The sequence below is a fragment of the Pelomonas sp. KK5 genome, from assembly GCF_001984095.1.
GTDB lineage: Bacteria > Pseudomonadota > Gammaproteobacteria > Burkholderiales > Burkholderiaceae_C > KK5.
In genome coordinates this window covers 32,042-48,887 of record NZ_LYVQ01000013.1, presented here as the reverse complement: position 1 = coordinate 48,887, position 16,846 = coordinate 32,042, and the positions used below count along the sequence as shown (strand labels likewise).

General features: G+C 69.4%; 19 protein-coding genes. 6 read left to right on the top strand and 13 right to left on the bottom strand.

Annotated features, from left to right (window positions below):
* From B0W88_RS03310 to B0W88_RS03285, 6 genes are all read left to right on the top strand, one after another.
* The coding region (locus B0W88_RS03310; protein WP_158080787.1) for a phosphotransferase at positions 1-510 on the top strand (510 nt) is incomplete at its 5' end.
* On the top strand, positions 507-1,253 hold the full coding sequence (locus B0W88_RS03305) for an SDR family NAD(P)-dependent oxidoreductase (RefSeq protein ID WP_077033226.1): 747 nt from the start codon (positions 507-509) through the stop codon (positions 1,251-1,253). The genes B0W88_RS03310 and B0W88_RS03305, both read left to right, overlap by 4 nt.
* Positions 1,250-2,158 (top strand): DMT family transporter, encoded by a 909-nt coding sequence (locus tag B0W88_RS03300; protein ID WP_077033225.1) that lies wholly within the window; start codon positions 1,250-1,252, stop codon positions 2,156-2,158. Before B0W88_RS03305 ends, B0W88_RS03300 begins: the two co-directional genes overlap by 4 nt.
* Before the next feature lie 162 nt (positions 2,159-2,320).
* Complete coding sequence (locus B0W88_RS03295; protein WP_083748540.1) at positions 2,321-3,526, top strand: MFS transporter; 1,206 nt, start codon at positions 2,321-2,323, stop codon at positions 3,524-3,526.
* Positions 3,513-4,454, top strand: a complete 942-nt coding sequence (locus B0W88_RS03290) for a helix-turn-helix domain-containing protein (protein ID WP_077033224.1) — start codon at positions 3,513-3,515, stop codon at positions 4,452-4,454. The genes B0W88_RS03295 and B0W88_RS03290 overlap by 14 nt, the downstream gene beginning before the upstream one ends.
* 28 nt (positions 4,455-4,482) lie before the next feature.
* Positions 4,483-5,214 carry an SDR family oxidoreductase gene (locus B0W88_RS03285; RefSeq protein ID WP_077033223.1) on the top strand — a complete coding sequence of 244 codons (732 nt, stop codon included), beginning with the start codon at positions 4,483-4,485 and terminating at the stop codon, positions 5,212-5,214.
* On the opposite strand, the gene B0W88_RS03280 is transcribed toward B0W88_RS03285, so the two are convergent.
* The 13 genes from B0W88_RS03280 to B0W88_RS03220 form a co-directional block, all read right to left on the bottom strand.
* Positions 5,204-5,938, bottom strand: a complete 735-nt coding sequence (locus tag B0W88_RS03280) for a CerR family C-terminal domain-containing protein (RefSeq protein WP_077033222.1) — start codon at positions 5,936-5,938, stop codon at positions 5,204-5,206. The two genes, B0W88_RS03285 and B0W88_RS03280, sit on opposite strands and share 11 nt — an antisense overlap.
* 48 nt (positions 5,939-5,986) lie before the next feature.
* On the bottom strand, positions 5,987-7,243 hold the full coding sequence (locus tag B0W88_RS03275; RefSeq protein WP_077033221.1) for an MFS transporter: 1,257 nt from the start codon (positions 7,241-7,243) through the stop codon (positions 5,987-5,989).
* Positions 7,240-8,049 (bottom strand): SDR family NAD(P)-dependent oxidoreductase, encoded by an 810-nt coding sequence (locus tag B0W88_RS03270; protein WP_198937760.1) that lies wholly within the window; start codon positions 8,047-8,049, stop codon positions 7,240-7,242. Before B0W88_RS03270 ends, B0W88_RS03275 begins: the two co-directional genes overlap by 4 nt.
* 5 nt (positions 8,050-8,054) lie before the next feature.
* Positions 8,055-9,089, bottom strand: a complete 1,035-nt coding sequence (locus B0W88_RS03265; RefSeq protein ID WP_077033220.1) for a hypothetical protein — start codon at positions 9,087-9,089, stop codon at positions 8,055-8,057.
* Positions 9,086-9,517, bottom strand: a complete 432-nt coding sequence (locus B0W88_RS03260) for a limonene-1,2-epoxide hydrolase family protein (RefSeq protein WP_077033219.1) — start codon at positions 9,515-9,517, stop codon at positions 9,086-9,088. Before B0W88_RS03260 ends, B0W88_RS03265 begins: the two co-directional genes overlap by 4 nt.
* Before the next feature lie 64 nt (positions 9,518-9,581).
* On the bottom strand, positions 9,582-10,175 hold the full coding sequence (locus B0W88_RS03255; RefSeq protein ID WP_077033218.1) for a glutathione S-transferase family protein: 594 nt from the start codon (positions 10,173-10,175) through the stop codon (positions 9,582-9,584).
* Between the two features lie 17 nt (positions 10,176-10,192).
* Complete coding sequence (locus B0W88_RS03250; protein WP_077033217.1) at positions 10,193-10,609, bottom strand: hypothetical protein; 417 nt, start codon at positions 10,607-10,609, stop codon at positions 10,193-10,195.
* Between the two features lie 10 nt (positions 10,610-10,619).
* On the bottom strand, positions 10,620-11,606 hold the full coding sequence (locus tag B0W88_RS03245; protein ID WP_198937759.1) for a flavin reductase: 987 nt from the start codon (positions 11,604-11,606) through the stop codon (positions 10,620-10,622).
* A 4-nt stretch (positions 11,607-11,610) separates the two neighbouring features.
* Complete coding sequence (locus B0W88_RS03240) at positions 11,611-11,964, bottom strand: hypothetical protein (RefSeq protein WP_077033216.1); 354 nt, start codon at positions 11,962-11,964, stop codon at positions 11,611-11,613.
* A gap of 5 nt (positions 11,965-11,969) precedes the next feature.
* Positions 11,970-13,265: a cytochrome P450 gene (locus B0W88_RS03235; protein WP_077033215.1), complete on the bottom strand. Its 1,296-nt coding sequence runs from the start codon at positions 13,263-13,265 to the stop codon at positions 11,970-11,972.
* A 2-nt stretch (positions 13,266-13,267) separates the two neighbouring features.
* On the bottom strand, positions 13,268-14,524 hold the full coding sequence (locus B0W88_RS03230; protein WP_077033214.1) for an MFS transporter: 1,257 nt from the start codon (positions 14,522-14,524) through the stop codon (positions 13,268-13,270).
* Positions 14,521-16,104, bottom strand: coding sequence for an NAD(P)/FAD-dependent oxidoreductase (locus B0W88_RS03225; protein WP_077033213.1), 1,584 nt, complete (start codon positions 16,102-16,104; stop codon positions 14,521-14,523). The genes B0W88_RS03230 and B0W88_RS03225 overlap by 4 nt, the downstream gene beginning before the upstream one ends.
* Positions 16,105-16,149: 45 nt before the next feature.
* Positions 16,150-16,845 carry a TetR/AcrR family transcriptional regulator gene (locus B0W88_RS03220; protein ID WP_077033212.1) on the bottom strand — a complete coding sequence of 232 codons (696 nt, stop codon included), beginning with the start codon at positions 16,843-16,845 and terminating at the stop codon, positions 16,150-16,152.
* Position 16,846: the final 1 nt, after the last annotated feature.

The window sequence follows — 16,846 nt, the reverse complement described above, 5'->3', positions numbered from 1 at the left end:
GTGGCAGGGCTCCCCGGTGGGGAGGCGCTGGGCGCCTGGCTGGAGGCCCATCGGCCCGAGCCGAGCCCAGCCGGCCTGCTGCACGGCGACTTTCATCTGTCGAACCTGATGTTCCGCTTCGACGCGCCGGCGGTCGCCGCCATCATCGACTGGGAGCTCGCCACCGTCGGCGACCCGCTGCTGGACCTCGGCTGGCTGATCGCCACCTGGCCCGATGCCAGCGGGCGCGGCGCCGGCACCATCCATGTCGAGCCCTGGGACGGCTTCCCTTCCACCGCGGAACTGAGCGCGCACTACGGCGAGCGCAGCCCGCGCGACCTGTCGCGGCTGCCCTGGTACGTGGCCCTGGCGGGCTACAAGCTGGGCATCCTGCTCGAGGGCAGCTACGCGCGCACCTGTGCCGAGGGTACTGCCGAGGCGCGGCGGGAGCTCGGCCTGAAACACCACGCATCGGCCCGGCGCCTGATCCAGACGGCGCTGGCACACATCGCCTCCGGAGCCATCGCATGAGTTCAGAACTGAAGGGCAAGCGCATCATCGTCACCGGCGCAGCCCGGGGCATCGGCGCCAGTGCCGCGCGAGCCTTCGTGGCGGCGGGCGCGCGCGTGGCGGCGCTCGACGTCAACGAATGCCCGGCGCTGGAGGCTTCCCGCTATTTCCGCTGCGACGTCGCCTCGCGCGCCGAGGTGGACGCGGCCTTCACCGCCGCCGTCGACTGGCTCGGCGGCCTGGACGTGCTGGTCAACATCGCCGGCGTCGAGCGCGCCGCGCCGGCCGAGGTGATCGCCGCTGCGGACTGGGACCTGATGTTCGACGTCAACGCCCGTGGCACGCTGAACACCAACCAGGCCGCCTTCGAGCACCTGCGCGCCGCCGGCGGCGGGCGCATCCTCAACTTCGCCTCGGCGGCCGGCGTGCTCGGCATGCCCGGCTGCGCGCACTACTCGGCCGCCAAGGCGGCGGTGCTGGGCTGGACGCGCACGGTGGCCAAGGAATGGGCGCGCCACAACATCACCGTCAACGCACTCGCGCCCGGCATGTGGACGCCGATGTACGAGACCCATCGCCAGCGCATGAGCGCGGACGAACTCGCCGCCCACGACCGGATGATGGCGATGCTGATCCCGCTGGGCGGCAAGCTCGGCGACCCGGATCGCGACATGGCGCCGGTGCTGGTGTTCCTGGCCGGGGACGGCGCCCGCTTCATCACCGGGCAGACGCTGGCCGTCGACGGCGGGTTGATGATTCCATGACACGGCTGACCCGTTCGCAGGCCATCCCGCTGGTGCTGCTCACGCTCGTCTGGGGCCTGAACTGGCCGGTGATGAAAAGCGCCGTCAATGCGTATCCGCCGATGAGTTTCCGCGCCTTGTCGATGCTGGCCGGCCTGCCGTGCCTGGCACTGGCGCTGCGCTTCTTCAAGGTGCCGTTCCGCATCGCCCGGCGGGACTGGGCGGCCGTGGCCGTGCTGTCGCTGACGAACATGGTGGTCTGGCATGTCTGCCTGATGCTCGCGCTGCCGGGCCTGCCCTCGGGCCGGGCCGCGATCCTGGGTTACACGATGCCGGTGTTCTCGGCCCTGTGGGGGTTGGGACTCTACGGCGAGCGGGTGCGCGGGCGGCAGGCGCTGGGCATCCTCGCGGCCGGCGCGGGTGTGGTGCTGCTGCTGTGGCACGAGTTCGCGCGGATGAGCGGCGCGCCGGTGTCTGCGGCGGTGCTGCTGTTCGGCACCGCGATCTGGGCGCTGGGCACGCAGCAGCTGCGCCGCACACGGGTGCAGGCGCCGACGCTGGCGATCGCCTTCTGGATGACCGTCGTCACCACCGTCGTGGCCTGCGTCTGGAGCGCGGCCACCGAGTCGGCCCGCTGGGCAAGACCTGACCCCCGGGTGCTCGGCGCCATCGCCTACAACGCCGCGCTGATCTTCGGCTTCTGCCAGCCGGCCTGGTTCAGCCTCGCGCGTTCGCTGCCGCCGGTGGCCTCCAGCGTCAGCATCTGCATGATCCCGGTGATCGGGCTGCTGTCCGGCGCGGCGCTGCTGGGCGAGACCTTGCACTGGCAGGACGGCGCGGCGATTGCGCTGATCATCGGGGCGATTGCGCTGGTCTTGTGGCCGGCCCGGTCTCCCTCAGCCTCGGTCCAGCTTCGAGAGGCCTGAAGTGAAGCTGCCACCCTCCAACAGCGCTCGCCCAGTCTCCGTTCGGCCTGAGGTATCGAAGCCCTGTGCCCGACCTCTCGCATGGGCCCTTCGATACCTCAGGGCGAACGGTGCTTGGGTTTCATCGGCCGAGGGTGGCGCGCAGCGCTATGGAAAACTGAAATGAGCGAACCGCAAGTCCGCGCAACACCGATTCCCGCGGCAGAGAGCCAGGCCATGGCCCTGCTGGCCCTGGTCAGCTGCCAGGTCGGCCTGCATGCCTGCACGCAGGGCGCGCGCCTGGCCGCACCCCTGCAGGCGCTGCAGCAGGGGCAGGGCGCCTTCACCGTGGGCGTGCTGCTGGCCTTCTTCGCGCTGGTGCCGGCGGTGTTCGCGATTCCGGCCGGGCGCATGGCCGACCGATTCGGCTTTCACCGGCCGGTGCGCGTGGCAGCCACGCTGTCGCTGATGGGCGCGCTATGCAGCGCGCTGAGCAGCCATGTGCTGGCGCTCTGCGCCACGGGCGCGCTGTGCGGCGCGGGTTCGGGCTTCGGCATGATCGCCGTGCAGCGTACGGCCAGCCGCATGGCGCGCAGCGCCGCCGAGCGGATCAGCATCTTCTCCCGCGTGGCGCTGGCGCCCTCGGTGGCCAATCTGGTCGGGCCGATGCTGGCCGGCGTACTGATCGACCACTACGGCTTTCGCGCCGCCTTCTCGGCGCTGGCCCTGCTGCCGGCCGCTACCCTGCTGATCGCCGGAGGCGTGCCGCGGGAGTTGATTGCCCGCGCCGCGCCGGTGGCAACGGCGCCGCCGCCAGCCTGGCAGATGCTGCGCTCGCCGGGCTTCCGGCGCCTGCTGTTCATCAACTGGCTGGTGTCGACGAGCTGGGATGTGTTCGGCTTTGCGCTGCCCATCCTGGGCCATGCGCGAGGCTTCAGCGCGGCCTCGATCGGCGGCGTGCTGGCGGCCTATGCGGTGGCTTCGATGGCGGTGCGCCTGCTGATCCCGCTGGTGGCCGAGCGGCTGTCGCGCCGGCTGATGATGGTGGGCGCGCTGGGCCTGGCGGGCGTGGTGCTGCTGGTGTTCCCGTTCCTGGGCGCTGTCTGGGCGATGGGCCTGGGCGCCTCGGTGCTGGGCCTGGCGCTGGGCGCCGTCCAGCCGGCGATCCTGGCCAGCGTGCACGAGGTGGCGCCGCCCGGCCGCCAGGGCGAGGCGCTGGCCCTGCGGGCGATGAGCGTGCATCTCTCGATGGCCACGATGCCGCTGGTGTTCGGGGCGGCGGGCGCGGCGCTCGGGGCCAGCACGCTGCTGGGCCTGATGGCCGGCGCGCTGGCGCTGGGCACCTGGCAGGCGAGCAGGAAGGGAAGCGAGAGCCATGCAGACCACTGAACTGAAGTCGCTGATGCAGAGCCTGGCGCCGCACAAGGTCTTTGGCGGCCGGCGCCAGGAGGCGCACTACGAGGTGGCGGTGCAGGACATACGCTGGGCCACGCCCGGCGAGATCCGGCTCCTCTCAGGCCGGCACTGCCTGATCGAGCTGGCCGAGCCGCCGTCGCCGCTGTCAGTGGGCCGGGCACGTTATGTGATCCAGGCCGAGGACGAGCGCAAGCGCGCCGCCGGCATGCTCAACGTGATGCCGCCGGACTCGTCCCGCGTGGTCAGCTGGAACGCGGGTGAGCACCATGCGGTGGTCTGCGTGATCGAGCCCGAGCACTTCGGCCTGCTGGGCGGGATCGACTGCCGCTGGAAGGAAGTCGACCCCGGGCTGACGATCGACATCCGCAACCCGCGCCTGCAGACCTGCATGCAATGGCTGGCCGAGGAGATCGCCCGGCCGGCCTTTGGCTCGGCGCTGCAGGTCCAGAACATCCTGACCATGCTGGTGCTGGAATTGCACCGCCACTTCGCACAGGGCAGTCAAGCCTGCGAGCCTGCACCCGCCGGTCGGCTCAGCGCCGCCCAGCTGGCGCGGCTGCGCGACCTGGTGGAAAGCTGCGGCGACCCGGAATCGCTGACGCTGGCCGGGCTGGCGCAGGCCTGCGGCCTGCCGGCCCGTTCGCTGTCGTCGATGTTCAAGGAGAGCACGGGCCAGACGCTGCGCAGCTATGTGGCGGCCAGCCATATCGAGCGCGCCAAGCTGCTGCTGTCCGATGGCGGGCTGCTGATCAAGCAGGTGGCCTACCGCAGCGGTTTCCGCAACGCGGCGGCCTTCGGCGATGCCTTCCGCAAGGCGACCGGACTGACGCCGGTGCAGTACCGTCAGCACCTCGGCCTCGCCGGCCTCGTCGGCGACATGCCGGTCCGCACCGATCACTGACAACACCCCGAGACGACAAGGAACCCCCATGAGACTCGAAGGCAGGAAGGCACTGGTGACCGCGGCCGGGCAGGGGATCGGCAAGGCCGCGGCCCTGGCGATGGCGGCCGAGGGCGCGCAGGTCTGGGCGACGGACGTCAATCCGGAACTGCTGGCCGGCTACGCGGGTGTCGCCAACATCAGCACCGCCGTGCTCGACGTGATGGACAAGGCCGCCATCCAGGCCTTGGCAGAGGCGCTGCCGGCGCTGGACGTGATCTTCAACTGCGCCGGCGTCGTGCACGGGGGCACGGCCCTCCAGGCCACCGACCGGGACTGGGACTTCGCCTTCGACCTCAACGTCCGTTCGCAGTTCTGGGTGGCGCAGGCCTTCCTGCCCGGCATGATCGCCAAGGGCGGCGGCAGCATCGTCAACATGAGCAGCGTCTGCGGCGTCAAGGGCCTGCCCAACCGCTTCATCTACGGGGCTTCGAAGGCCGCGGTCATCGGCCTGAGCAAGAGCATCGCTGCGGACTTCGTCAAGCAGGGCGTGCGCTGCAATGCGATCTGCCCGGGCACGGTCGACACGCCTTCGCTGCAGGGCCGCATCGACAGCGCCGCCGATCCGGTCGCCGCGCGCAAGGACTTCATCGCTCGCCAGCCGATGGGCCGGCTCGCCCAGGCCCATGAGATCGCGCCGCTGGTGGTGTTCCTGGCCAGCGACGACTCGATGTTCATCACCGGGCAGGCCTACAACGTGGACGGCGGCATCACGATCTGAGCGCGACCCAGCTGTCCATCAGCAGGCGGCTCTGCGAGCGGGCCGCCTGCTTGATGGCCTCCAACTGCGCCGGCCCGAGGTCCTGCCAGCCGAGCTTGGACAGCAGCGAGCGCTGGCCGATCGAGAACACGATCACCTGCCCGCACAGCATCATCACGCGCATGCGCAGCAGCGGGTCTTCCGACGTGCCGCCGCAATAGCGGGCGACCAGCAGCGCCGACACCTCGCCCATGCGCGGGCGCAGGCCCTGGTCGAGCAGCTCCAGCAGGGCGCCCGGGCCGTGGCCGACCTGTTCGTGCGTGATGAAGAGCCGGCGGTGCGCGGCGTCGTCGGGCAGCAGCAGGAAATCGGCCAGCGCATCGAGCAGGGTGCCGAAGGCTTCGAAGATCTGCTCGCGCGAGGCGGCGTCGTCGTCCAGCACTGCCTGCGCCTGGCTCACCGCCGGCTCGAAATGCGCGGCCGAGCTGTCGGCGATGTACTGGGCGCAGGCGCGGTAGACGCCTTCCTTGCTGTCGAAGTAGTACTGCAGCGCGGGGGCGTTGACGCCGGCCATCTCGGCGATCGCGCGGGTGGTCGTGCCCTCGAAGCCGCGCTCGCCGAACAGGCGAAGCGCGACCTGGATGATGCGGCGACGTGTCTCCTCGCCGCGGGCATAGCCGGAGTCGGCGCGGTGGCGTGGCGCGCCCTCGCGGTGGGGGCTCCTCTTCGCAAGCTCAGCGGGCATATTGGTGTCGGGGCGTCAGGCCTTGGACAGCAGGCTGATCATTCTCGTTCACGCCAGCTGCAGGCTCCCCACTCGCGGCATCCGCCCCAGCGTCAACAACAGCACCGGTCCGATCACGCAGCAGGCGGTGCTGTACGCGAGCAAGGGCCCGTAGCCGCCGCTGGCCTTGTACATGGCCGCATACATCAGCGGCGCGAGCATGCTGCCGGCGGTGATCAGGCCCAGGTGGATGCCGAACAGGCGGCCATAGTGCTCCAGCCCGAAATAGCGCGAGACCAGGTAGGCGGACATGTCGAACTCCGCACCGGTGCCGACGCCGACCAGGCACACCGCCAGCACCAGCAACCAGGAGGGCGAACCGGCGCCCGCGCTCCACAGCATCAGGCAGCCGATGGCAGGCATGGCCAGCGCCACGGCCGCGACGCCCGGCGCCCAGACCCGGTCGATCAGCCAGCCGGCGATGACCCGGCCGGCGATCAGCGCGATGCCGAAGCTGCCGAAGACGCTGCCGGCCTCGGTGGCGCTGAGCCCGATGTCGCGCAGCAGCGGCACCGTGTTGGTCACCATGCCGACGATGGCCGAGACGACCAGCGTCAGCGCGACATTGAGTGTCCAGAAGCGGCGCGAGCGGACGGCGGTGCGGAAGTCCGAAGGCCCGGCCACCGCGGGCTGCCCGGCAGCGGCCGCCTTCAGCGGCGTCGCGCCAGGATCCGGGCTGGCATCGGGGCTGGCCCTGAACCACAGCAGCGCCAGCGGCCAGGTCAGCACCAGCGGCAGGCCGCCCAGCACAAGGAAGGCCGCGCGCCAGTCCCAGCGCTCGATGGCCCAGCCCAGCAGCGGCGGCAGGATCGCGGCCGACAGGCCCGAGCCGCAGAGCACCAACGCCAGCGCCAGGCCGCGGCGGCGATCGAACCACTGGCTGATCAGCTGCGTCCAGGTCACGAAGGTGATGCCCGTGCCGGCGATCGGGGCCAGGAAATAGAACAGGTAGAGCCAGCCGATCGCGTTCGGGATCAGTGTGATCGCGAACAGCGCCAGGGCCAGCGCCACCAGCGAGAACAAGGCCATGCGCCGCAGGCCCCAGCGCAGGTTGGCCCAGCCGGCCAACTGGCTGGCGACGACCACGCCGCCGGACATGAAGCTGATCGCGATCTGCAGGTCGGGCCGGCTCCAGCCGAAGGCCTTCTGCAGCGGCAGCACCAGCGTGCCCAGGCTGTAGAGCATCGTCACGCTGGCGGTGGTGGCCGCGCCGGCCAGGGCCAGCAGCAGGATGCGCCAGCCGCGCGCGAATTCATTGTTGTTCATCGGCTGGCCGCCAGGTCGACGAGATCGGCCATCGCCGGGTTGTGGGCCAGCATGCCGCCGTCGGCGATATAGGTCTGGCCGTTGATGTAGCGCGCCTCGTCGGAGGCGAGGAAGCAGACCAGGGCGGCCAGGTCGTCCGGCTCGCCGATCTCCGGCGTCAGCAGATGACGCTGCATGACCTGGATGACGTCCGGCACCGCGGCGCGCGCGCCGGGCGACATGACCAGCCCCGGCGCCACCGCGTTGCAGCGGACGCCCTGCTTGCCGTGGTGGGTGGCGATCTGGCGGGTCAAGCCGATGATGGCCGCCTTGGACACCGTGTAGGCCATGCGCGTGATGTCGCCGGAGAAGGCGCCGGTGGAGGCGGTGTTGACGATGGCGCCCGCACCCTGCTTGATCATCGTCGGCAGCGCGTACTTGCAGCCAGCCAGATAGCCGCGCACATTGGCGGCGAAGATCAGATCCCAGGTATCGAAGCCGATGTCGATGGCGTTCGTGTCCTTCGCGTGCAGCGCCCGCGAAGTGAGGGCGGCGTTGTTGTGCAGCACGTCCAGGCGGCCGAAGCGCTCGATGGTGCCCAGCACCAGGCTTTCGATCGTGCTTACGTCGGCAGCGTCGAAGCGCATGGCGCTGGCGGCGCTGCCAAGTTCGGCGGCCACCGACGCCGCCCGATCGCCATTGATGTCGGCGATGACCACCGTTGCGCCCTCGGCGACCAGCCGCCGGCAGGTCGCCTCGCCGATGCCGGAGGCGCCGCCGGTGACGATCGCCACCTTGCCGTCGAAGCGGCCCGGATGCGGGCTCATCATCATCATTCCTCGGTGCCGAGCACGTTGCGGGCCGTGCCGTTGCGGCGGTCGCCTTCGCCCCAGGCGAACCAGCGGTCGGGCACGCGGGTGTCGCCGACGCGCTGCCAGCGGCCTTCCTGCTGCGCCGTGGGCACATGGCCGCCGAGGAAGTCGACCATGCGGCCCTTGGCGTCGGGGATGAATTCCCACTGGTCCTTGCCCTCGACGGTCAGCAGCACCTTGTCGATGAAAGGGTCGCCGTCCTTGCGGATGACGGTGGCCTCGACGTCGGTGGTGGTCCGTACCTCGCCCTTCTCGTTGCAGAGGAAGGCGAAGCCGAGGTTCTCGTGGCCGACCAGGAAGGTGCCGGCGTCGATCGTGCCGTCGGTGTAGACGGTGGCGAAGGCGCACCAGATCACATGCTTCTTGTTGTTGACGATCAGGCACTTCTTGGCGTGCACCTGGCCGCCCTCGGCCATGTAGGACTGCTCGACCGCCACGATGCCCTTGACCGCGCGGCCCTCGACCGTGCCGGCCACGTCATAGAGCTGCGAGATGTAGAAGGTGCCCCAGTCCACGCCGGGCAGCAGCCATTGCATGCCGGGGCCGATGTTGCGGCCCTGCAGGTCCATCAGGCCTTCCTCGAGCCAGTGGATGTGCTCGCCGGAGGCGTCCAGCTTCCAGGGCGTGCCGGCTTCGTCAGGCAGGCTGGTCCAGCGGGCGGTGTCGCCTTCGACCAGCGCGCGGGTAGGCATCAGCGTCTGCGCGGTGGCCAGCATCTTCGGCTTGTCCATGCGCAGCGTCTGTCCGTCCACGCGGGTGCTCTGGTAGATGAAGCGGGTGTTGTTGGGCGTGCCGGTGGGCGAGTTGACGGCGCGCACCATCGTGTACATGTGGCCCTCGTCGTCGCGCACGGTGCCGAAGGGCATGGTCTTGCTCAGATGCAGGCCGAAGAAGCCACGCAGGTCGTGCATGGCCGCGCCGCTGCTGCGGTGCGGAGCGACGAGCATCTGGAAAGCGAAGTCGCCACGTTCGGGCAGGCGGGGGAAGGTCTTCATGATGGGGTCAGTGCTTTCAGGGAGTTGAGCAGCGCGTCGGAGCTCATGCCATGCTTCTGGGCGACGCATGCGAGGTCGAGGTATTCGCGCCAGGACTGGATCTGGCCGCGGTCGTTCAGTTCGAAGACGGCCACCAGCGGGATGTCGACCCAGTGGCCATTGCGCAGCGAGGAGTCCACGCGTTCGGTGAACACGGTGTTGCCGCTGGCCGCCACGGCCTTCATTTGATGCTTCTGGTCGGCCACCCGTTCCTTCATGCCCAGCAGCGCGGCCTTGATGGCAGCGCGGCCGCGGATCGGCTCGACGGTCGGCGTCACGATCTGGTAGCTGGCGTCCTCGGCCAGCGGGGCGAGCGCGGCGTCGAAGTCCTGGGGCCAGGTCTTGCTGAAGGCGCTGATGAACTGGCGGACCGTGGTTTCGTGGTTCATGGGAGGACCAGTGGCTGTCGATTCAGCATGATGGCGAGATCGCCGCGGGGCCGGGGCGGGCTTGCTATCGCTGAGTTGCGGGCTGCCATCGCTGAGTTGCGCGCCGGCGGGCAGGGCGGTCGGCGCGCGCGAGGTAGGCGTCGATCACGGCGCTGTCACCCAGCAGCGGGCGGGCGTGCTCGAACAGGCTCATGTAGAGGATGTCCACGGCCGTGAAGCGGTCGCCGAGGATGTAGGGCCCGGCGGCAAGCGTGGCCTCGATGTGCTTCATCATCTCGCCGTCCAGGTAACTCATCGGCGCGTCCTGCGCGAGCAGCTTGTTGCCCTTCATGTAGACCAGCGGCTCGGTCAGGCCCACCTGGTAGAACAGCCAGGTCAGGTAGCGGCCGCGCAGCGGATCGCCCGGCGGCACGCCGACAGGCGCTTGCGGAAACAGGTCGGTCAGGTAGAGCGCGATGGCGCCGGTCTCGGTCACGACATGGCCGTCGTGCGAGAGGGCCGGCGTGTAGCCGTGCGGGTGCGGATTGCGCGGGTCGGCGTTGCTGCCGTCGGCCTTGGGATAGCTGACGACTTCGACGGCGTATTCAGCCTCGAGTTCCTCGAGCAGCCAGAGGATGCGCGAGGAGAAGGAACCGGGCGAGTGGTAGAGCGTCAGCATCTTCGCCGCCCCGTCCTTCAGTTCGTGGCAAAGCCGCGGAACTGCTCCAGCTCGACCACCTGCGCCGGCGGCTTCAGGAAGTAGACGACCGACAGGCGGCCCGGCTCGAAGCGGTAGGTCTCGATGCTCTCGATCACCGCATCGGTTCCCTTGATGCAGTTGCGGTGGTGCACGGCGACCTCGTTGCCGTTGATGATGGTCTCCACCACTTCGAGCCGGAAGCTCGCGTTGTGCTTGTCCCACATCTCCTCGATGATGAACCAGCCGGTGTTCGGGTCGCTGCGGCCGGCGTAGCCGATGTCCAGCCGCTCGGGCGCCATCTCGCGGTAGTGGGCCATGAAGCCGTCGCGGTCCCCGCTGTTCCAGCAGGCCACCTGGCCCTTCATGAAGCGCTCGATGGCTGTTCTGTCTACCGTTGTCGTGCTTGTTGTCATGCTTGTCCTTTTACGCGGGCCAGAGGTCGGCGAGGCCGGGGTTGGTCGAGGTGATGAACTTGCGCAGCAGCGCCTTGAGCAGCAGGCCGTCGTCGCCATCCATGCGGGCGAGCAGGTCTGACTCGCGCGACTTGGCGGCGGCCAGCAGGCGGACCGAGCGCGTGCGGCCCGAGTCGCTCAGGCGGTACAGCGGCGGCCCGCCGGCCGAGCCGGCGATGGCGACCCAGCCCTGGGCGAGCAGCGTGTAGAGGAGGGGCTCGCAGGAAGCGGCGAGCACGTAGGAGAGCGCGGCATCGAGGCTGGCGGCGGTGATGCCGTCCTGCACCGTCAGCGCCGCGATGACGATCCATTGCGCTTCGCTCAGGCCCTGCGCGCGCACCAGCTCGCGCAGGCCGGCGTGGCTCTGGTAATGCGCGCGGCCGAGCAGGTAGCCGAGCATGTCGTCGTTGAGCCCGCCCGCGACCCTGGCGCTGCGCGCCTGCGGCAGCGAGCGGTCGTGTTCGGTGGCCCTGGCGTAGCGGCCGGCATGGAAGACCAGCGGCGAGCGGGCGCTGCGCTCGAAGGCGATGACCTCGCCCACGATGATGACGTGGTCGCCGCCCTCGTAGCGGAAGCTCGTGCGGCATTCGAAGCGGGCGGAGCAGCCTTGCAGCAGCGGCACGCCGGAGCTCGCCGCGGGCACGACGTCCAGGCCAGCGAACTTGTCTTCGCCCGCGCGTGCGAACACGTCCGACAGCGCATGCTGTTCGGCCGCCAGCACATGCACCGCCCAGTGCTCGGTGTCCATGAACACCGGCAGGCTGCGCGAGCTCTTGGCCAGGCTCCAGAGCACCATCGGCGGATCGAGCGAGACCGAGTTGAAGCTGTTCGCTGTGAGGCCTACCGGCCTGCCGTCGCTCGTGCGCGCGGTGATGACCGTCACGCCTGTGGCGAAGGAGCCCAATGCAGCGCGAAAGGCCTTCGGATCGTGGCTGCGCGCCGGCAGCACCGCGTCCACCCGCTCAGCCCTGCTTGATGAAGTAGCGAACAGCCAGGCGGCCCGGTGTCCTGAAGTCGTACAGCTCGATGGTCTCGATGGCGATCGCCGTGCCGCGGACCTTGTTGCGGTTGTGGCAGGCCGCCTCCAGGCCGTTGACGACCAGCAGCACCTCTTCGATCTCGATCTTGGCGCTCTGCTGGGACCACATGCCTTCGAGCACCGGCCAGCCGTCGCCGGCCGGTCCGCGGCCGACATACTCGATCTGCAGGCCGTCAGGCGCAGCCTGTCGATAGGCGCCGATGAAGCCGTCCTTGTCGCCCGCGTTCCAGGCCTGCACCTGGGCATGGAGGAAGGCCTGGATGGTGGATGCGTCCATGGCGTTCAGTCCCAGATGACGTGGATGTTCTTGGCGCCGCGCAGCATGGCGCCCTCGATGACCGGCGGGGCCTGGGTCGGATCGACGCGCAGATTCGGCAGGAGATCCAGCACGGCATTGACCGCGCAGACGATCTCGACCTTGGCGACGAACTGGCCGATGCACATGTGCGCGCCGAAGCCGAAGCCGAAGGAGGGCTTCTGGCGGCGATCGACGTCGAACACGTCGGGGTTCTCGAACACCGTCTCGTCCCGATTGGCCGAGGCCACCATGCACTGGACGAAGCTGCCCTTCTCGATCTTCACGCCGCCGATCTCCATGTCGTTGGCGGCCTCGCGGACCTTGAAGGTGGACACCGGCTCGAAGCGCACCGTCTCGTCGATGATCTTGTTGAGCAGCGAGCGATCGGCCATCAGGCGGGCCATCAGCTCGGGCTTGGTCAGCAGCATCGTCATCACGGCGCTGAAGGTGCGGGTGGTCGTCTCGGTGGCGGCAGGCAGCAGCGAGCGGACGAAGGTCGTGACCTCGTGGTCGTCGAGCTTGCGGCCCTCGTACTCGGCGCGGATCAGGCGGCTGATCAGGTCGTCGCCGGTGGCGCCTTCGGCGCGGCGCTGCTGCACCACACCCTTGATCGAGTCGTACAGGCCCTTCAGCGCGATGCCGGCCTGGCGGCGGGCTTCGTCGATCTTGGTCGGGTCGATGATGTTGGCGCCCAGGATGGCCAGGCCCCAGGTGGCGTATTGGCGGTAGGTCTCCTTGTCCTCGGGGAAGCCCATCACGGCGTAGATCGCGCGGATCGGGAAGTTCAGGCCGAAGCCCGCCAGGTCGGCCTTCTTGTCAGCCACCAGCGGCGCGATGAACTCCTCGCGCATGATCCGGTCCAGCGCCGGCTTCCACTTGTTGACCGTCTCCGGCATGAAGGCCGGCTGCAGCATCGCGCGCACGTTGCGGTGCTGCTGGCCGTCCATGGCCAGGATGATCAGCCCATCGAACACGGCTCCTAGGCCTTCGGCGATGAAGCCGTTGGTGTAGTTGGTCGGATCCTTCAGCACGTTCAGCACGTCCTGGTACTTGAAGACGGCCACGGTCTTGCGGGTCTGCATCTTCATGCCGGCATTGGTCGGCACGCCGAACTTGCCGATGAAGTCGCCCTCCCAGACCGGAGAGTTCTGGCGCATCTCGCGGCACAGCGCGTAGATGTCGGCGCCGGTGCCCTGGTAGGCTTCTGAGACCGACGAGTACACACTCTCCAGCTTCTGTTCGTTCGATTGCTGAGTCGCGGTTTCGGTGTGGCTTGTCATGGTCATGTCTCCGTCTTGGAAAGGTCGGGGTAGCGCCCCAGGGTGAGCAGCAGTGCGGGGCCGAGGACGCACGCGCCGCCGCAGAGCATGAAGAGAGGGTGGTAGCCGCTGGCCTTCAGCAGCGCGCCGAAGGCGAAGGGCGACACGGCCGAGCCGATGGTGACCAGGCCCAGGTGCATGCCGAACAGCCGCCCGTAGTCGCGCAGCCCGAAGTAGCGGGAGATCAGGTAGGCCGCGATGTCGAATTCGGCGCCAGCGCCCACGCCGCACAGCGCGACGGCGGCGATCAGCAGGGCCAGCGGGGTCTGCGCATCGGCGCTGAGCAGCAGCGCGCAGCCGATGGCCGGCATCGCGAGCACGACTGCCGCGACGCCCGGCGCCCAGAAGCGGTCGATCAGCGCGCCGACGAAGACGCGCCCGGCGATCAGCGCCACGCCGAAGCTGCTGAAGATGCCGGCCGCGGTGGCGGCGCTGAAGCCCAGGCCGCGCAGCATGGGCACGGTGTTGGCCGTCAGGCCGTAGAGTGCGGAAACGACCAGTGCCAGCGCGATATTGCAGGTCCAGAAGCTGCGGCTTCGCACGGCCTGCCGCCACGGGATGCCGTCGACCTTGGCCGTTAGCACCTTGGATGCCGACACGCCCTGCGCGGGCAGGCTGCGCCAGGCCGTGCTCAGCCAGAACAGCAGCACCAGGCCGCCGAGGCTCAGGTAGCCGGCCTGCCAGCCCCAGCGCGCGACGGCGGCGCTTAGCAGCGGGGGCAGCGCGGCCGCGGCCAGGCCGGTGCCGCACAGCACCAGCGACAGGGCGAGGCCGCGGTGGCGTTCGAAGCGCAGGTTGACGATGTGGGTCCAGGTGACCGGCGTGGTGCCGATGCCGATGAAGGGCAGCAGGAAGTAGCCGAGGTAGAGCCAGCCGATGGCGCTGGACGCCAGCGTCAGCGCGGCGAAGGCCAGCACCAGCGCCAGCATCGACACACCGGTCACCGCGCGCATGCCGTAGCGCGCATTGAGCCAGCCGACGAAGTTGACCGAGACCGCTCCGCCGGCGGCGAGGAAGCTCACTAGCAGTTGCAGGTCCGCCTTGCTCCAGCCCAGCGCGTCGCTCAGCGGCACGATCAGCGTGCCGAGGCTGTAGATCAGCAACGCGCTGACGCTGGTGGCCACGCCGGCCAGGGCCAGCAGCAGCGTCGGCCAGCCGGCGCGGAACTCGCTAACTCCGAGATTCGGCGCAACCGCTGCGCTGATGGTGTGTGTAGTCATTTGCCGAGGAAGCGCTTGACGCGCCCCGCTGCGATGCGGCCGGGCAGGCCGTTGATGCCGCCGCCCGGGTGGATGCCGGCGCCGCCGAAGAACAGGCCCGACACCGGCAGCGTCTCGCCGCCCAGGCCGAAGGCCGGCCGCATGCCGCCGGAGCGGGTCGTGCCGGTGTCGATGTGGACGACGCAGCCGTTGTGCACGTTCAGCCGCTTGGCCAGGTCCGGCGAGGCCTCGACCCGGCGACCGATCTCCAGGTCCTTCAGCCCGTCCATGTACTCGCTGGCCTGGTCGATCACCTGCTGGCCCACGCGGCTGCGGATCGCGTCCCAGCCTTCGCCGGGCTTGACCGGCATTGCCACCGGATAGAGGTAGGCGATGTCCTGGCCCGCCGGCGCCTGCGACGGGTCCACCGCGCTGGGCAGCGTGTTCCACATATAGGGAAGGGAGGGCACCTCGCCGCGCGCCGCGGCGCGGAAGTTCTCGAGCACCGCTTCGGTCGTGCCGATCAGCAGCACGCACTTTCGCAGGTCCAGCCCGTCGCTGCGCATCGCCTGGTGGCGCTTGACGCTGACCTGGCCGCGCAGCGCCACGTCCACCTTCAGCGGGGCGCCGCCATGGGCGTTGGCCGGCGCGAGCGCCACGCGCACCATCGCGCGCCGGTCCAGCGCGCCTGGGGTGACGATGTCGAAGGCGTTCTTCGGATGGATGCTGGCCACCACGGCCTTGGCGTTCAGCACGCGGCCGTCCTTCAGCCGCACGCCGGTGGCCTTGCCGCCCTGGGCGATGATCTCGGCCGCGGGCGCGTTGAGCAGGATCGTCCCGCCTAGTTCTTCCAGCCGTGCGGCCAGGGCATTGCTCAACTGCTGCATGCCGCCCACCACGCGGCCCACGCCGGTGCGCAGCAGGAAGCCCAGCAGCGCGAAGTAGACGCCGGTGCCCTCGTTGGTGATCGGACCGGCGGCGCCGAGCAGGCAGCACAGCGCCGACTGGGTGATCGGGTGCTCGAAGCGCTCCATGATCACCTGGTAGGCCGGGCTGCCGAGCATGCCCATGATCTCGGGTTTCAGGTGCTTGTTGCGCAGCAGCGCCTTCAGCGCCTGGAACTTCGCGCCCCAGTTCTTCAGCGCCGGGTCCACGCGCATCATCGGGATCGCCATGTCGATGAAGGCATTGACGATCTTCATGAATGCGATGAACTCGGCGGCGTCCGGCTCCGAGAAGCGGCGGATCTCGGCTGCGGTCTTGTCCACGTCGCGCCAGAAAGCCAGCGACTGGCCGTCCGGATGCAGGTACACATAGCCCGGCGTCATCTCCACGTGCTTGAAGCCGTGGCGCGCCAGGTCCAGTTCCTCCGGCATCATCGGATGGACCCGCAGCGACATCAGGTCCAGCGCGCAGGGGTGCACCAGGTGCTGCGGCGCCTCGGGGATCAGGTAGCCCGACGAACACATGCCGCCGACCTTCTCCAGCGCCTCGGTCACCACCACCCTCTTGCCCGCCATCGCCAGGTAGCAGGCGCAGGCCAGGCCGTTGTGTCCGCCGCCGACGACGACCACGTCGTATGTTGCTGTTGTCTCGCTCATGGAATCCTTGTGCTTCTTCTCGAATGGGGGTCTTATCTCAGATACTCAGATGCCGCCGACCGGTCTCCACCAGTGCAGTCGGTCGGAGACCTGTTGCAGGTGCTGCCAGGCGGAGGAGACGGCAGCGCTGGCTTGCGGGCGGGACAGCCCCAAGCCCAGCATCACCAGCGTCGCGGTCTCGCGGATGTAGGCGGCATCCAGCGCGCCGGTCTGCAGGATGCGCCGCGCGCCTTCGAGGCTCACGCCGACGACCAGGTCCACCGCGGCCTCCAGCGACTCGAATTGCACCTGGCCGCGCTGCCGGGCCTCCTCGAGCCCGCGCTTGACGATCACGCTGCGCGGGTCCTCGCCGTCGAGAAACTCGATGAAGTCGACGCGCGAGATGAAGGCCGCGTGCCGTGGCTCCATGGCCGCGCGGGCCAGCGCCATCAGCGGGCCGGCCGCCATGCGCACGGCGTAGTCCTCGACGCCGGCGAACAGCGCCTCGTAGCTCGACAGCATCTCGCCCGCCATGCTGCGACCGATCTCGGCGCGCACTTCGTCCAGCGAATCGAAGTACTTGTAGAAGGTGCCGCGCGAGACTTCGGCCACGCGGATCACGTCGTCGATCACCGGGTGGAAACCGGCAGGCGCCTGCAGATAGGCCTCCATCGTCGCGGCGATCAGCCGGGCGTGCATGCGCTCGCGCTTCTCCGCGGCCGAGCGGACGCGGAAGTCGTCGGTCGCGGTGCTAGCTTCCACT

Bases quoted from the DNA above. Each gene is read 5' to 3' on its own strand.
- B0W88_RS03305 (WP_077033226.1), top strand. From the start codon at position 507: ATGAGTTCAGAACTGAAGGGCAAGCGCATCATCGTCACCGGCGCAGCC.
- B0W88_RS03300 (WP_077033225.1), top strand. From the start codon at position 1,250: ATGACACGGCTGACCCGTTCGCAGGCCATCCCGCTGGTGCTGCTCACG.
- B0W88_RS03295 (WP_083748540.1), top strand. From the start codon at position 2,321: ATGAGCGAACCGCAAGTCCGCGCAACACCGATTCCCGCGGCAGAGAGC.
- B0W88_RS03290 (WP_077033224.1), top strand. From the start codon at position 3,513: ATGCAGACCACTGAACTGAAGTCGCTGATGCAGAGCCTGGCGCCGCAC.
- B0W88_RS03285 (WP_077033223.1), top strand. From the start codon at position 4,483: ATGAGACTCGAAGGCAGGAAGGCACTGGTGACCGCGGCCGGGCAGGGG.
- B0W88_RS03280 (WP_077033222.1), bottom strand. From the start codon at position 5,938: ATGCCCGCTGAGCTTGCGAAGAGGAGCCCCCACCGCGAGGGCGCGCCA.
- B0W88_RS03275 (WP_077033221.1), bottom strand. From the start codon at position 7,243: ATGAACAACAATGAATTCGCGCGCGGCTGGCGCATCCTGCTGCTGGCC.
- B0W88_RS03270 (WP_198937760.1), bottom strand. From the start codon at position 8,049: ATGAGCCCGCATCCGGGCCGCTTCGACGGCAAGGTGGCGATCGTCACC.
- B0W88_RS03265 (WP_077033220.1), bottom strand. From the start codon at position 9,089: ATGAAGACCTTCCCCCGCCTGCCCGAACGTGGCGACTTCGCTTTCCAG.
- B0W88_RS03260 (WP_077033219.1), bottom strand. From the start codon at position 9,517: ATGAACCACGAAACCACGGTCCGCCAGTTCATCAGCGCCTTCAGCAAG.
- B0W88_RS03255 (WP_077033218.1), bottom strand. From the start codon at position 10,175: ATGCTGACGCTCTACCACTCGCCCGGTTCCTTCTCCTCGCGCATCCTC.
- B0W88_RS03250 (WP_077033217.1), bottom strand. From the start codon at position 10,609: ATGACAACAAGCACGACAACGGTAGACAGAACAGCCATCGAGCGCTTC.
- B0W88_RS03240 (WP_077033216.1), bottom strand. From the start codon at position 11,964: ATGGACGCATCCACCATCCAGGCCTTCCTCCATGCCCAGGTGCAGGCC.
- B0W88_RS03235 (WP_077033215.1), bottom strand. From the start codon at position 13,265: ATGACAAGCCACACCGAAACCGCGACTCAGCAATCGAACGAACAGAAG.
- B0W88_RS03230 (WP_077033214.1), bottom strand. From the start codon at position 14,524: ATGACTACACACACCATCAGCGCAGCGGTTGCGCCGAATCTCGGAGTT.
- B0W88_RS03225 (WP_077033213.1), bottom strand. From the start codon at position 16,104: ATGAGCGAGACAACAGCAACATACGACGTGGTCGTCGTCGGCGGCGGA.